The organism is Aeromonas sp. s9, from assembly GCF_040907765.1.
Classification (GTDB): Bacteria; Pseudomonadota; Gammaproteobacteria; order Enterobacterales; family Aeromonadaceae; genus Aeromonas; species Aeromonas caviae.
Map to the genome: position 1 here is coordinate 1 of NZ_JBFOCK010000016.1, position 14,917 is coordinate 14,917.

15 protein-coding genes are annotated in these 14,917 nt (G+C 60.1%); 6 read left to right on the plus strand and 9 right to left on the minus strand.

What is annotated here, in order from left to right:
• The first annotated feature begins 116 nt into the window (after window positions 1-116).
• The gene (locus AB5Y54_RS03225; RefSeq protein WP_041206064.1) at window positions 117-1,154 is read left to right on the plus strand and encodes an IS630-like element ISAeme16 family transposase; all 1,038 of its coding nucleotides are present in this window, start codon (window positions 117-119) and stop codon (window positions 1,152-1,154) included.
• Window positions 1,155-1,225: 71 nt separating this feature from the next.
• Here AB5Y54_RS03225 and AB5Y54_RS03230 read toward each other — a convergent pair whose 3' ends face one another.
• The 3 genes from AB5Y54_RS03230 to AB5Y54_RS03240 form a co-directional block, all read right to left on the minus strand.
• Window positions 1,226-1,861 (minus strand): SDR family oxidoreductase, encoded by a 636-nt coding sequence (locus AB5Y54_RS03230; protein ID WP_143237124.1) that lies wholly within the window; start codon window positions 1,859-1,861, stop codon window positions 1,226-1,228.
• A gap of 127 nt (window positions 1,862-1,988) precedes the next feature.
• Window positions 1,989-2,843 (minus strand): DnaA/Hda family protein, encoded by an 855-nt coding sequence (locus tag AB5Y54_RS03235; protein WP_010675546.1) that lies wholly within the window; start codon window positions 2,841-2,843, stop codon window positions 1,989-1,991.
• A 72-nt stretch (window positions 2,844-2,915) separates the two neighbouring features.
• Window positions 2,916-3,590: a DnaT-like ssDNA-binding domain-containing protein gene (locus AB5Y54_RS03240; RefSeq protein WP_039041329.1), complete on the minus strand. Its 675-nt coding sequence runs from the start codon at window positions 3,588-3,590 to the stop codon at window positions 2,916-2,918.
• Window positions 3,591-3,865: 275 nt separating this feature from the next.
• Between AB5Y54_RS03240 and AB5Y54_RS03245 the strand changes: the two genes are divergently transcribed.
• Window positions 3,866-4,837, plus strand: a complete 972-nt coding sequence (locus AB5Y54_RS03245) for a response regulator (protein ID WP_029314797.1) — start codon at window positions 3,866-3,868, stop codon at window positions 4,835-4,837.
• A 70-nt stretch (window positions 4,838-4,907) separates the two neighbouring features.
• Here the strand turns inward: AB5Y54_RS03245 and AB5Y54_RS03250 are convergent, their stop codons facing one another.
• From AB5Y54_RS03250 to AB5Y54_RS03260, 3 genes are all read right to left on the minus strand, one after another.
• Entirely contained in the window at window positions 4,908-6,305 is a 1,398-nt protein-coding gene (locus AB5Y54_RS03250; protein WP_052815577.1) for a peptide MFS transporter, read from the minus strand.
• Between the two features lie 213 nt (window positions 6,306-6,518).
• Window positions 6,519-7,430: a UTP--glucose-1-phosphate uridylyltransferase GalU gene (gene galU, locus AB5Y54_RS03255; RefSeq protein WP_010675542.1), complete on the minus strand. Its 912-nt coding sequence runs from the start codon at window positions 7,428-7,430 to the stop codon at window positions 6,519-6,521.
• 94 nt (window positions 7,431-7,524) lie between these two features.
• Window positions 7,525-7,842, minus strand: a complete 318-nt coding sequence (locus tag AB5Y54_RS03260; protein WP_043156043.1) for a ComEA family DNA-binding protein — start codon at window positions 7,840-7,842, stop codon at window positions 7,525-7,527.
• Window positions 7,843-8,006: 164 nt separating this feature from the next.
• Here AB5Y54_RS03260 and cysQ point away from each other — a divergent pair, with 164 nt between their 5' ends.
• Entirely contained in the window at window positions 8,007-8,777 is a 771-nt protein-coding gene (cysQ, locus tag AB5Y54_RS03265) for a 3'(2'),5'-bisphosphate nucleotidase CysQ (protein ID WP_039041322.1), read from the plus strand.
• A 63-nt stretch (window positions 8,778-8,840) separates the two neighbouring features.
• Here the strand turns inward: cysQ and AB5Y54_RS03270 are convergent, their stop codons facing one another.
• From AB5Y54_RS03270 to AB5Y54_RS03280, 3 genes are all read right to left on the minus strand, one after another.
• Window positions 8,841-9,137 (minus strand): YciI family protein, encoded by a 297-nt coding sequence (locus tag AB5Y54_RS03270; protein ID WP_010675539.1) that lies wholly within the window; start codon window positions 9,135-9,137, stop codon window positions 8,841-8,843.
• 24 nt (window positions 9,138-9,161) lie between these two features.
• Window positions 9,162-9,713 (minus strand): septation protein A, encoded by a 552-nt coding sequence (locus tag AB5Y54_RS03275; protein WP_039041321.1) that lies wholly within the window; start codon window positions 9,711-9,713, stop codon window positions 9,162-9,164.
• A gap of 105 nt (window positions 9,714-9,818) precedes the next feature.
• Window positions 9,819-11,324, minus strand: a complete 1,506-nt coding sequence (locus AB5Y54_RS03280; RefSeq protein WP_368153228.1) for an aminotransferase class V-fold PLP-dependent enzyme — start codon at window positions 11,322-11,324, stop codon at window positions 9,819-9,821.
• 191 nt (window positions 11,325-11,515) lie between these two features.
• On the opposite strand from AB5Y54_RS03280, the gene AB5Y54_RS03285 reads away from it, so the two are divergent.
• The 3 genes from AB5Y54_RS03285 to AB5Y54_RS03295 form a co-directional block, all read left to right on the plus strand.
• On the plus strand, window positions 11,516-12,148 hold the full coding sequence (locus AB5Y54_RS03285; RefSeq protein WP_041212406.1) for a hemolysin III family protein: 633 nt from the start codon (window positions 11,516-11,518) through the stop codon (window positions 12,146-12,148).
• A gap of 121 nt (window positions 12,149-12,269) precedes the next feature.
• Complete coding sequence (locus tag AB5Y54_RS03290; protein ID WP_368153230.1) at window positions 12,270-13,931, plus strand: putative transporter; 1,662 nt, start codon at window positions 12,270-12,272, stop codon at window positions 13,929-13,931.
• A 222-nt stretch (window positions 13,932-14,153) separates the two neighbouring features.
• A partial coding sequence (locus tag AB5Y54_RS03295; protein ID WP_368153232.1) for a retention module-containing protein occupies window positions 14,154-14,917 on the plus strand: 764 nt, incomplete at its 3' end.

The window sequence follows — 14,917 nt, forward strand, 5'->3', positions numbered from 1 at the left end:
CTAAATAACCGTTCCGAAATGTAGATCACTTATCCGGGAAAGAAGGGAACTCGGCGTCGTTTGTGCGATCTGATTAATCGCCAAACCAATCAAACGACAAACGAGCCGAGCCCGAAATGATACTAACACTCCCCGACCATGATGAGCGACGCCGGATCATCAACAAGATGCACCGGACCAAAGATAAAGATCTCTGCCGGAGGCTCAACGCCATCTTGCTCCTTGCTGACGGGCACAGTGTCTCGGCTGTTTCTCGGCTCACAGCCGCCGCCCGGTCATCGATCAATCGCTGGGTGAACTGGTACACCTTGTACGGTCTGGAGGGGCTTGAAAGCGAGCCTCGGGGGCGCAAGCCGGTGCTGCCATTTGCTCACATCTCGGGTCTATTACAGCTGTTGATCCAGTTGTCTCCACAGGAGCTCGGATATCAGCGCTCGCGTTGGAGTACCGAACTGATGGCGCTTGAACTCAAACGGAGTTGGCGCCTGACATTGCATGCTTCAACAATACGGCGATGGCTGCCCAGGCTAGGGATTGTCTGGCGCCGGGCCGCGCCCACTTTGCACATCCGCGATCCCCATAAAGAGCGGAAAATGGCCGCTATCAATGAGGCCTTGGGACGCTGCAGTGCGGACCATCCCGTGTTCTATGAAGATGAGGTGGATATCCACCTAAATCCCAAGCTGGGGGCGGACTGGATGATGCGAGGGAAGCAGAAGAAAGTGGCAACTCCGGGCCAGAATCGCAAACATTACCTCGCTGGCGCCCTGCATGCCGGAACAGGTAACGTGACCTATGTGGCGAGCGATAGCAAAGACACGGACTTGTTCTTGTCACTGCTCCAAACACTAAAGCGGACTTATCGGCGCGCCAAGAGCATCACGCTGATCCTGGATAACTACATCATCCACAAGAGCAAAAAAGCACAGCGATGGCTGGCAAAAAATCCGAAGTTCATCGTGCTTTTTCAGCCGGTGTATTCGCCATGGGTGAACCAGATTGAGCGGCTGTGGCATGCCCTCCATGAAACGATCACCCGGAACCACCAATGCCGCACATTGGGTGAGTTATTACGTCGCGTGTTCTACTTCCTGGATCATGCCGCCCCGTTCCCCGGTAATGGACATGGGCTTATGCAACTGGAGCGAAATTAGGATCAGCTATTTAGGCCCCCTTGCAACAACACGGTCAGCCCTCGGGCTGACCGTGTTGCCATTCACAGGGGTCATGGTTGACTCAGACCCGGATCGCCGATGGCATAGATCTGGCCGCACGCCTCCTGGTCGGTGAGCAGTTGCAAACCCCGTATCGTCACATCCTGGCGCCTGACCAGGCCATGCCTCTCTTGCCCCTGGCTCAGGATGGCCTGACCCGTGGGCTCCCCATCCTGCAACCCTGCGGGGCGTAAAATGGTCCACTCAAGGGTGCTTGTCTGCAGCCAGCTTTCCGCCAAGCTCTTGAGGCGTACCTCGTGTCCGAAGGCGGCGCGAGCCCGCTCGGGCAGGTATTGCCAGCTGTCGCCACAACCGAGGGAGGTGACCAGCAGCAGGCGGCTGAGCCCGGCGCGCTCCATCTCGTCGATCACATGGCGGTTGCCCTGATAATCCACCGGTGCACTCTGGCGAAAGCCGCCGAGGGTGGAGACTACCCGGGCATCCCTGTCCGCCAAGTGGCAAGCCTGGGCCACGGCCTGGGGGGCCAGGGCATCCCCGATGACGACCTCGACTCCCAGGGTATGCAGCTCGCTGGCCATGTCGGCATGGCGCACCAGGGCAACGACCCTGTGGCCCAGTTGCAGTGCGTGGTCGGTGAAGGCGCGGCCCAGTCCGCGACTGGCACCGAAGATGAGTGTGGTTGGCATGACAGGCCCTCTCGAACAAAAGAGCAAGCCTAGAGCCTGGATGGCTCTCTGTAAATGAGAGTGGTTTTTATTTGTGAGGTGCAGGGGATATGAAGGGCCGGACATCAGGGACGCCGGCCCGACGGGATCAACCGTTGTAATGGCCGATGCTGGGACGGCGGCTGGGTCCGCTCAGGTGGATGTCCACCGGATTGAACGCCTTGATCGCCTCATAGCTAAAATCACCGATGGCCTGATGCAGGCTCTGGGGGCTGTGGTTGGTGATGATGATGACGCTTTTGGACAGGTTGCGACGACGGCGCAGCAGGTGGCCGAGGAAGCTGGACTGACTCTCCGCCATCTTGGCGCGGTTGGCTGCCACCTCGTCGATGATCAGCAGGTCCACCTCTTCCAGGGCGCGGCGGTACTGGTTGCGCTCCTCCTGATCCTGGATGACGTTGAAGAAGAGCCTGTCCACGATGGAGGCCCACTGCTGGAAGATCACCGACTTCTGGTGGCGCGCGATCAACTCGTGGGCCACGGCACCCGCCAGGGTGGATTTGCCGGTGCCGTAATCGCCGTAGATCAGCATGCAGCCCCCGCCGCTCTTCTCCCAGTGCTCGAAACCGCTGATGAAGTAGCGGGCTGTCTCGATGGGGTATTGCAGGGCCGGGTCACCGGAATCCATCTTGTCGAAGATCCAGTCCGGATTGAGGTCGGCCTGGGCGATCAGCTTCTGGATCCGCTCCTGGCGGGCGGCCTTCTGCAACTCGCGCACTTCGGCATTGGCCTTGGCGTCGTACTCCTTGCGCAGGGTCTCGTAGTCGTACTGGCTGCCGCCGGTTGCGGCCCGCAGTCGGAGAATACGTTGCTGCAGGCTGCTGACGTGACGCTTGAGCTCGGGATCATGAGCCCGTTGCTCCTGTCTCGCCTTGGCGATTTTCTGGCGTTTGGCCTCGATCTCTTCCAGTGCCTGGCGCATCGGGTCGTGCGGATCTGTCATGGAATTCTCCTTCTGCTAGGGCTGTGGCTGGATGGGCAGGGGGTCAATAGTGCACTTCGTGGCCGCCTGGTATCAATCATTCTCCGGCTCCTGAGCTTGTGCCAGCCGTTTGGCCTCATCGATCATCTCTTGCGCCCGGCGGCTCGGGCCAGCCTCTACCGGGGCTGGCGCGACCTGCTGGTACCCGGTGACCACGGTCGCCGGGCGGCGGGCGTAGCGCCGACTCTTGAGGGCCCGAATAAATTTCAACATCCACTGGTGCTGGGAGTCGAACACCTCGGGGCGGCCGAGCCAGTAGGCGATGAACTCCCCGAGATCCTCTTCGCTGTAGCTGGCATCGATCACCCCGCACAGGCGTGCGAGAGCAGGCAGTTCTTCGTCCGGACGCCACTGCAGGTGCATCTGGAACGGGCGTGCCGGCAGAGGGCTGCGCACCCGCTGGCTCAGCAACGGCAACTGGAAAGGGCACTGGTGGTAGTGCTCACTGTCAGCCTGGGCCTCGACCTGAAGCAGTTCGGCCTCCATCAGCTCGTCGAGCAGTTCGGTCAGCTGGCGAGCGTTGACCTGATAGCTGAAACCACCGGGATTGCCCGGATCGACGACAGCCAGTGCCCGGCCAAGCTCGGGATAGTTGAGTCGGGCCAGCCGATTTTCCAGCACCAAGCGGCGCAGTTGCAGGGTATAGAGGCTGCGGGCCGGATGGGAGAGTCTGGGATGGGCGAGGGCGCTGTATTCGGCTGGCGTCATGGTCTGCTTCACGATCTGGAGTGGAGGGCATTATCCCTCATGGCGGTGCCTCATACAATTCATGGTGCCGACCTGCGAGATAACGGCTGCCGGGCGACGGTTGCCGACCATCTCTGCGCAAGGGGGCGATCAAAATAGTCGGACCATTTCAAACGCTTGGCAGATACCAAGGCCAGCCCGGCTCGCTGCTCGACAATATTGTGTGGCGGTATCCAGCGCCCATGATCTAGTCTTAATGCTCAAATAACCATTTGACTAATAAGAGCTTTGTCAAGATGTCAAAAGCCGGACTACGGATCTTGGTGGTAGAAGACGAAGCGGTTTTTCGCCACTCACTGGTATCTTATCTCGAGCACGACGGGGCCTGCGTCTTTCAGGCAGAAGACGGGATTGAGGGGCTCTCTGCCGCAGCGCTCTATCACCCCGATGTGGTGTTGTGTGATCTGAACATGCCGAACATGGATGGCCATGAGGTGATTGCCTGCCTCACCGCCCGCTATCCACAGGTGCCCGTCATCGTCATCTCCGGTCAGGATCAGATGGCTGCGATCGAGCGTGCGCTGCGGGCGGGGGCCAGGGACTTCTTCATCAAACCGGTGAATGACTATGAGCAGATCCGCCGCAGCATCGAGCAATGCCTGACAAACCTCGGGCATCAGAGCCAGCAACTGGAGCTGATGGAGCACATCGACTTCTTCCGTGGCCACGATCTGGCGAGCAGCCGGCTGCTCGCCTGGTTGGCCCCCCCTGGCATGCAGGAGTGGGGGCCCTGGCAGGTCACCTTTGCCGGCATGGGCAATCTCTTCATCCCGGATACCTTCAAACTGGACGACAAGCTGCTGGTACTGGTGATGGAATTGCCCATCCTCGGTGTGGATGCGGCCTTCTGTGGTGCCTTGGTGCGATCCCTGATGAACGGCCCCTATCGCCAATACCAGCAACAAGAGAGCCTGCTGTTGACCCAGCCACACCGATTGCTGGATTACCTCAATCTGCAACTGCTGGAGTCGGGCCTGCGTCACTCCTTTGCCATGGCGGCCCTGCTGTTCGATCAGGAGGATGGGCTGCTTTTTGCAAATGCCGGGCTCACCTCACCTCACTGGTTGATGCGTGCAGGGGGGTTGCCGCTCGGCTTGATGCGCAGCAGTCGCTACACGTTGCACAGGCGAAGTTGGCACGAGCCCTTTGATCTGCAGTTTCGCAGTGACAGCGGCAGCGCCCTGACGATGCAGGTTCGTCACCACTGACGCTGTGAAGTGAACACATGCAAACAGGGCGCCCATGGGCGCCCTGTTTGGTCTCTGCTGTCCTGACCGGTCAAACGGTCGCGGACTGCAGTTTCTGCTCTTGTTCTTCGGGCTCTTTGGCCGGGCCTTCGGCACCGTGCATCCAGTAGACCAGGCGGTTGGCCATGGTCAGCAGGATGAGGGCGCTGATCACGGCGGCCAGTGCGATGCCACCGAAGATGGCCATGGCACCGGACTCGCCGACGAAGGAGCCGATGAAGCCGGCGGCATAGTTGGCCAGGGCCACGAAACCGAACCAGGCACCCATCATCAGGGAGGCCAGGCGCAGCGGAGCCAGCTTGGTCACCATGGAGAGACCGATGGGAGAGAGGCAGAGCTCGCCCAGGGTATGGAACAGGTAGGCACCGACCAGCCAGAACATGGAGGTCTTGACAGCCTGATCACCACCTTGCTCCAGCACGGCACCGATCATGAACAGGAAGCCGACGGCCAGGAACAGCAGGCCCATGGCGAATTTCACCGGGGAGTTCGGCTCTTTCTTGCCGAGCTTGATCCAGATAGCGGCCACGACAGGGGCCAGGGTGATGATGAAGAAGGGGTTCAGGGACTGGAACCAGGCTGTCGGCACTTCGAAGCTGCCGATCATGCGGTCGGTATACTCCTGGGCATACAGGTTCATCAGACCACCGGCCTGCTCGAAGCCGGCCCAGAAGATGATGGTGAACAGGCCCAGTACCAGGATCACCTTGATGCGATCCACTTCCTGTTTGGTCAGGGGCGCTTTTTGCTCCTTGGAGCGTTGCAGGGCGGCACGCTGGGCGGCGGGCACACGGCCGATGTCGCCAAGGAAACGCTGGGCCATGGTGGCCTGCACAACCAGGGAGAGCAGCATGCCGATACCGGCGCTGACGAAGGCGGCTTGCCAGCCATAGGCGGTGGCGGCGGCGCCGCAGATCACGCCGGCCAGCAGGGAGCCCAGGTTGATGCCCATGTAGAAGATGGTGAAGGCGCCGTCACGACGGTGATCCCCTTCTTTATACAGGTCACCCACCATGGTGGAGATGTTCGGTTTGAACAGGCCGTTGCCCACGATCAGCAAGCCAAGGCCGGCATAGAAGACGGTGTTGACCATGTCAGGGAACATGGCGTGAGGCAGTGCCAGGGTAAACTGGCCGGCGGCCATCAGCACGGCACCGAACAGGATGGCACGGCGCTGGCCCAGGAAGGTATCGGCGAGCCAGCCGCCGATGACGGGGGTGATGTAGACCAGACCGGTATAGATGCCGTACAGCTTGAGGGCGTCGGCCTGGGTCCAGCCCATGCCACCGTTGGCGGTCAGGTCGGTCAGATAGAGGACGAGCACGGCACGCATGCCGTAATAGGAGAATCTCTCCCACAGTTCGGTACTAAAGAGCAAAAAAAGCCCTTTAGGGTGACCTAAAAAGGTCCCTTTGGACGGGTTATTCATTGGAACTTCCACCTGTGTCTTATATTTTTTTAGAAATTTTATGCAAGGGCTAGGAACAAGCCTTAATCCTTATAGAACAAGCGACTTTAAATTACAATATTATGATTTAGCGATATTTTATCTATCAATGGTTGAATATTTGTTTATAAAATGAAAAAGGGCATCGAATGATGCCCAGTTTTTTATTCTGCTTATCTTGTAAATATTCAGAGATTACAGCTCTTTGGCAAACTGCTTCAGCCAGCTGGTGAATTCTTTGCTGAGTTCCCGATGGCGCACGGCGTATTCCACATTGGCCTTCATATAACCGAGCTTGCTGCCGCAATCGTGGCTGCGTCCCTTCATGAAGTAGGCATTGACCTGCTCCTTTTCCATCAGCATGGCGATGGCATCGGTCAGCTGGATCTCGTCGCCGGCGCCGGCCGGGGTTTTTTCCAGCAAGGGCCAGATATTGGCCGAGAGCACATAGCGACCGACCACGGCCAGGTTGGACGGGGCTTCATCCCGGGGCGGCTTCTCGACGATGGCCTGCATCGGCAGGGACATGCCTTCGCTCAGGGCTTCCCCCTTGATGTCGGCGATGCCGTATTTGTCCACTTCGCTCTCGGGGACGGCTTCCACCATGATCTGGCTGATCTGCTCCTCTTCGAACAGATGCACCATCTCCGCCAGGTTGTCCTGCTTCAGATCGCTGGCCACCTCGTCGATGAGCACATCCGGCAGCAGAACGGCGAAGGGTTGATCCCCGATGAGGGGGCGGGCACACAGTACTGCATGGCCCAGGCCTTTTGCTTCCCCTTGACGCACGTGCATGATGGTGACGTCTTTGGGACAGATGTGCTGAACCTCTTCCAGCAGTTGGCGCTTGACCCGCTTCTCCAGGGTCGCCTCCAGCTCGAAGCTTTTGTCGAAGTGGTTCTCGATGGAGTTCTTGCTTGAATGGGTCACCAGGATGATCTCCTTGATGCCGGCGGCGATGGCTTCGCGCACCACATACTGGATCAGCGGCTTGTCGACCACGGGCAGCATCTCCTTGGGGATGGCCTTGGTGGCGGGCAGCATGCGGGTACCCAGACCGGCAACGGGGAGAACGGCCTTGCGAACAACGAGCGGTGTCTTTTTCATGGAGTGAGTCCGAAGATACAAAGTGGGCTCATGATACCCGAAGAAAAATAGGGCAGCCACAGGCTGCCCTCGGGATGATAGGGATTCAAACCGGTTACTTGACGATAATCATGTCCCGGTTTGCTTCCAGCGTGGCAGGTCCGATGCCACTGACGTCCGCCAGTTGATCGACGGAGGTGAACTTGCCCTGCTTCTCCCTGTGGTCGATGATGGCCTGTGCCTTCTTCTCGCCAATGCCTTTCAGGGCGGTGAGCTCGCTGGCACTGGCGGTATTGAGATTGATCTTGCCGCTTTCCTTGACTTGGGTGGTGGCCACAGGCTTGGTCGCCGCCTTGTCGGCGGCCAGCAGAGGTTGGCTCAACAGGGGGAGGCAGCCCAGCAGTAGTGCGGCGATCAGGGTCTTCTTGTTCATATCGTCATGTCCTTATGTGGCGTTAGTGCCACATTTATCATTAGCTGTGTTGCGCCACTTTTTGTCTGTCAGTTTTGACACTGTATAAGTCAGTGCAAACGGCTATAAGCCGAAGATACTCACTCGGTTACACTGACCAACCCTTTGAGCGAGAACTCTTTTCCATGTATCTACCCGCCATTTCCGAACTGGAGCCCATCGCCCGCGCCGCCGGTGAGGCCATCATGTCCATCTACAGCCAGCCCTTTGCGGTGGAGTACAAGCAGGACGAGAGCCCGCTGACGGCTGCGGACAAGGGGGCCCACGAGGTGATCGTTCAGGCGCTGGCGCGTCTCACTCCCGATATCCCGGTGTTGTCGGAAGAGTCCTCCCCCGAGGTGATGGCTGCGCGACTCGGCTGGTCCCGCTACTGGCTGGTGGATCCTTTGGATGGCACCAAGGAGTTTGTCTCCCGCAACGGCGAGTTCACGGTGAATATCGCCCTGATTGAACAGGGGACCCCGCGCTGGGGGCTGGTCTATGCCCCGGTACTGGACAAGCTCTGGTATGGGGGCAAGGGGATTGGCGCCTGGCGTGTGGCCGATGGCAGGCACGAGACCATCCAGACCCGTCCTCATGACGCAGGGCAAGTGTGGCGCGTGGTGGGCAGTCGCAATCACCTGTCGCAGGAAACCCTCGAGTATCTGGCCCGTTTTGGCGAACTGGAGCGGGGCGAGATTGAGTTGGTTTCCATGGGCAGCTCTCTCAAGTTTTGCATCATTGCCGAGGGGGAGGCCGAGCTTTACCCGCGGCTCGCGCCGACCTGCGAGTGGGATACGGGGGCTGCTCAGGCGGTACTGGAAGGGGCGGGGGGCAGCGTCACCCAGCTCGATGGTTCGCCGCTTTGCTACAACAAGCCCGATATCCTCAATCCCTGGTTTGTGGCCAGGGCATGAGTCACCATCGGATACGAAAAGGCCGGACAGTGTCCGGCCTTTTTCTTGTCAGCCTCGATGGGCTCAGAAGACTTTCTTGAACGGTTTGATGGTCACTCTGGCGTAGACCCCTGCCGCAACATAGGGGTCCGCATCGGCCCAGGCCTGGGCGTCGGCCTGACTGGCAAAGTCGGCGATGACGGTGCTGCCGGTGAAGCCCGCATCGGCCGGATCCTCGGCATCGATGGCCGGGTTGGGGCCGGCCGTCAGCAGGCGGCCCTCATCCTGCAAGGCTTGCAGGCGGGCCAGGTGGGCAGGGCGTGCCAGCTTGCGCTGGGGCAGGCTGCCCGCGACATCTTCGGAGTAGATCAGATACCACATGGAACAATCCCTTTCTGGTTGCGGTTATTTTTTCTGTTCTGCGTTCTGCTCGGCCGGCATGTGGCGATAGAGATAGACGCCGCTGAGCAGGGTGAAGACCAGGGTCATGCCCAGCAGGCCGAACACCTTGAAGTTGACCCACATCTCCTGGGAGAGGTTGAAGGCCACGTAGAGGTTGAGCAGACCGCACAGGGTGAAGAAGCCGACCCAGCCGAGATTGACGTTGTCCCAGACCCGGTCGGGGGCTTGGAGCTCCTTGGCCAGCATCTGCTTGATGAGGTTCTTGCCAAAGCCATAGCGGCCGATGAGCAGGGCGAGGGCAAAGAGCATGTTGATGACGGTCACCTTCCACTTGATGAAGGCATCGTCGTGGAAGAAGACGGTGAGGCCGCCGAAGAAACCGACCAGCACGAAGGTGAACAACTGCATCTTCTCGACCCGGCGATAGCGAAGCCAGCTGTACAGGAGTTGCAGGCCGGTGACGACCACCAGGGCGCCAGTGGCGGTGTAGATGTCGTAAAACTTGTAGACCGCGAAGAAGACGATCAGGGGGATGAACTCGATAAACTGCTTCATGCTGGGCTCTAACCTCAAAATTTCACTCAGTGTACCTGCCCGTCAGACAACGGCAAATGAATAAGACCGTCCATTCTGCAGGCAGTTCCTTACCGGGGCGGCGGGTTACTCGAACAGCTGGCTGGCAATCTGGTTGCCAAGGCGCACCTGATCGTCCAGCAATGCGCGTATGTCTGCTTCCTCGATGAGGGGGTTGAGCAGGACGGCGCGCAGCAGCGTGAGCGGTTGCTCGCCATAGCGGGACACTGCGCGCTGGGTGCGTGAGACGAAGCTGTGCCCTTCGGCGCGCTGGGCTTTTTGCAGGGCGACGTTGAAGAGATTGATCTGTTCGTTGGCCGCCACATCGGGCACCTGACCTTGCAGGTGGGGCGGAATGCACCGGTAGGAGAGCAGGTTCATGACAGGTGCCGACATCAGCTCGAAGGCGGGACTGGCGTCGATGAGCGCGGCCATTCGCCGCGCCCTGTCGTAGTTGGCGTCGATGAGTTGGGCATAACCCTGCTGTCCCAGCATCTGGAAGGCGGCATCCAGATAGAGCGCGTTGGCGGGACGGGTCCCCTCCAGAGTGAAGCGCCCCTGATCGAAGGAGGTGGCGCGGATGGCGTAGGGAGCCTCGCGCTTCACCGTCATCATCAGGTCCGGTTGGCGGCAGAGCAGCATGCCGGTACCGAGCGGGACCAGCAACTGCTTGTGACCGTCAAGGGTGACGGTATCGGCGTGCTCTATCCCCGTAAGCAATCCCTGATAGCGGGGCGAGAAGAGGGTCGGACCACCCCAGGCCGCGTCCACGTGGAAGTGGATTTGCTCGCGCCGGGCGATGGCGGCCAGTTCCGGCAGCGGGTCGACGGAGCCAAAATCCGTGCTGCCAGCCACGCCGACCATCGCCAGCACCTTGAGCTTCTGCTCCCTGCATTGTTGAAGGGCCTGTTCCAGTGCCGCCAGACTGAGCCGATTGTGCTCGTCTGTGTCGAGACGCCAGACGCTGCGAGCCCCGAGTCCCAGCAGATCCATCCCCTTGTCGAAGGAGTAGTGCATCAGCCGCGAGCCCAGAATGACGGCGCCGCGATAGCCCTGCTCGGCGAGGGCGAACAGGTTGTCGCCACAGGCCCGGTTGCGAGCCAGCCAGAGGGCGGTGACGTTGGCGATGGTACCGCCACTGGTCATGACGCCGAGGGCTGCATCCTTGGCATGCATATGGGCTGCATAGAAGGCGTCGTCCTCGCGGTAGACCAGACGGTGCAGCTTGGCCAGCACTTCCCGCTCCAGAAAGCTCAGCAAACGGGAGGACTCCATCTTCATCGGGTTCTGGTTGAGCATCACCAAGAGCCGGGAGAGCTCGGCGGTGAAGGCCGGCAGCGGTGCCGTCATGTGTCCCATGTAGCGGGGAGAGGTGAGGTGCGATGCCCCGGGTACCAGGGTGGTGAGCCGTGCCAGATAGTCCCGGGGAGAGATGCCGATGGCGGGCATGCACGACTGATCGAGCTGGTGGGTGAAGCTGCCCCGCTGATAGGGGGCCTGACTGTCGTCGGAATGATGGAAATGCTCCAGCAGGGCCGTCATGGCCTTGCCGAAATCAGGATCCGGTTGTGTAAACAGTTCAGTGAGCTTCATCGGGTTCTCCAGACCAGATTGTCGGGCAGACGCGGCCATCCGCATGGGCGGCGTCGGCGGCAGAGCATACACCAAAGGGGCGGGGGGCACAGCCATCTCTGGCCCTCCCTCTCCTCGCGTCTTTATTTTCAGCTAACGCTTGTAGCCTGAAACATCGGCCGCTAGAGTGGGCCGGTAATGGGTTGGAGGTAATGATGGATGTGACGGGGTACTCCCCACGGGAAGAGTGGGCGAATCGCCTCAGCCATGGGCTGGGGCTGCTGCTGGGCGGACTGGGACTGGTCTTGCTGCTGTACAAGGGGTGGGATCAGGGGCCCAGGGTACTGCTGAGCTACGGCGTCTACGGTGCCAGCCTGGTATTGCTCTATCTCGCCTCGACGCTCTATCACAGCGTGAGCTCGGTGGCTGCCAGACGCTGGAGCAAGCTGTTCGATCACTGCGCCATCTATCTGCTGATCGCCGGCACTTATACCCCCTTCCTGCTGGTGGCGCTCGATACGCCGCTGGCGCAAGGACTGATGGTGGTGATCTGGGGGCTGGCCCTGGCGGGGGTCGTGTTCAAGCTGATCTTCATCAATCGTTTCAAGAAGGTGTCGCTATTTACCTATCTGATGCTGGGCTGGCTGTCGCTGGTGGTCATCTACCAGCTCTATCTGCATCTGGATGGTACCGGGCTCCTGCTGCTGGGGCTGGGTGGTCTCATCTACAGCCTGGGAGTGATCTTCTATGTGGCCAAGCGCATTCCCTACAACCACGCCATCTGGCACCTGTTTGTGCTGGGGGGCAGTCTGTGCCACTTCATGGCCATTTATGGCTATATCTGATGGCTAACCCTTAATTGGTATTTTTGTGCTCATGAAAGCCTGAATTCGTGCGGCACCCCACAGTTGCCCCCTTCGTTTGCTGACAAGCTAGTGCCAGTTCAGTTTGGAAAGGATGCAAACGATGAGTGAGATCGCGCTTTCCATCAGCATGCTGTCGCTGGTGGCAGTGCTGGGGCTCTGGCTGGGAAACTGGCGAGTCTATGGCGTGGGTTTGGGTATCGGCGGGGTGCTGTTCGGCGGCATCATAGTGGGCCACTTCGCCGGCTTGTCCGGCTTGAAGCTGGATGAGCAAACACTTCATTTTATTCAGGAATTCGGCCTGATCCTGTTCGTCTACACCATAGGCATCCAGGTCGGTCCCGGCTTCTTCTCCTCCTTGCGCAGTTCGGGCCTCAAGCTCAATGGCTTCGCGGCCCTGCTGGTTCTGCTCGGCTGCCTGGTGGCGGCAGCGTTGCACCAGCTGTTCGATGTACCGCTGCCGGTGATCCTCGGGGTCTTTTCCGGGGCAGTGACCAATACCCCGTCCCTGGGGGCTGGCCAGCAGATCCTGGCGGAGCTCGGGGCGGATCCTGGATCCACCGGCCTGATGGGGATGGGCTATGCGGTGGCCTACCCGTTCGGGATCTGCGGCATCCTGCTCACCATGTGGCTCATTCGTATGTTCTTCCACATCAAGATCGAGGAGGAGGCGGTCGCTTTCGAGCAGCAGGCTGGCAAGACCAAGGAGAGTCTGCAAACCATCAACATTGCCGTGCGCAATCCCAACATGCACGGCCTGATGCTCCGCGAGATCCCGAGTCTGGACGAGGCGGACGTCATCTGCTCCCGACTCAAGCGTGGCGACGAACTGATGGTGCCAAAGCCCGACTCGCGCATCGAACTTGGCGACCTGCTGCACCTGGTGGGGGAGCGCCATGCCCTGCACAAGGTGCTGCTGGTGCTTGGAGAGGAGGTAGACACCTCCCTCTCCACCCGCGGGACCGATCTGCGTGTCGAGCGGGTGGTGGTCACCAATGAGCAGGTGCTCGGCAAACGGATCCGCGATCTCGACATCAAGCAGAAATACGATGTGGTCATCTCGCGCCTGAATCGGGCCGGCATCGAGCTGGTGCCGACCAGTCAGACCAGTCTGCAGTTCGGTGACATCCTGAACCTGGTGGGGCGGCTCGATGCCATCGAGGCGGTCACCAGCGTGGTGGGCAACGTGCAGCAGAAACTGCAGCAGGTGCAGATGCTGCCCGTCTTCATCGGTATCGGGTTGGGGGGATTGCTCGGATCCATTCCCTTCTACCTGCCGGGATTCCCGGCGGCGCTCAAGCTGGGGCTGGCAGGGGGACCGCTGGTGGTGGCGCTCATCCTGTCTCGTATCGGCAGCATCGGCAAGCTCTACTGGTTCATGCCGCCGAGCGCCAACCTGGCGCTGCGGGAAATAGGCATAGTGCTCTTCCTGGCGGTGGTGGGGTTCAAGTCCGGGGCCGGCTTCATCGACACCCTGATCAACGGCGACGGTCCCGCATGGATGATGTACGGTGTGGCAATCACCCTCATCCCGCTGCTGCTGGTGGGTGTGCTGGCACGCCATTATGGCAAGCTCAATTACCTCACGCTGTGCGGGCTGCTGGCCGGCTCGATGACGGATCCCCCCGCTCTGGCATTTGCCAACGGCATGCACCCCACCAGTGGTGCCAGCGCACTCTCTTACGCGACCGTCTACCCCCTGGTGATGTTCCTGCGGATCATCTCGCCCCAACTGCTGGCCATCCTGCTCTGGGCCGGTGTCTGACACCTCACGAGACGGGAGCCGATGAGGCTCCCGTCTTCGTTTTGTCACAAATGATGCTATTGATTTAATTAATTTTATTCATCTTAGGCGTCCCTTCGTTTTTACCCCGAAACCCGGCTTCATTTCGGTCTGTTCATTCGATTTTTCTCACTGGTTTATGGCCTGATAAACGGGCACATTGGAGGCTGGAGCAATATGCCCTTCGATATTTCAGGAGAAACCATGAGCAATCAGCGCATCGTATTGGATCAGGATGTCGTCGTTACCCACTTGCAAGGCAAAATGTATCTGGTCGCCGCCGACGGGAGCCAGAGACTCGTTGCAGAAGGCGATGTACTGCCCAAGGATGCGGTATTGCTTGCGCCCGAAGGGGCCAGCTTCCAGGGAGGGGAGACCACGTTCACCCTGGGTTCCGGCGAGCGCCCCGAACAGGGTGACGCCGTGCTGGCGAACGCGGGTACGCCCGATGACATCGCCGCCTTGCAGCAAGCGATTCTGGACGGGACCGACCCCACCAAGGCATTCGAAGCGTCGGCGGCGGGCGGAGCCCCGGCCGCAGGCAATGCGGGGGGCGTGGCTGGTGCCAGCGGCAATGGCGGTTTCGTCACCATCGATCGTACCGGTGATGCAACCATCTCCAGCGCAGGCTTTGACAGCGCGAACCCGGCTGGCGCGGCGCCGCTGGTGGATGCGCAAAGCAGCGAAGATGAGCTGGTCGACCTCACCGCTCCCGTCATCACCGTCTCTGCCCCCGACAACACCAACGATCGGACGCCGACCCTGACCGGCACCACGGATGCCCCCGCTGGCAGCACGGTGACCCTGGTGGTGACCGATGCCAACGGCAATCAGCAGACCCTGACCGCGACGGTGCAACCGGATGGCAGCTTCAGCGTGGATGTCACCACACCGCTGGCCGAAGGGGGCTATCAGGTGACGGCTTCCGTGACCGATCCGGCCGGCAACACCGGTACCGCGACCGATGA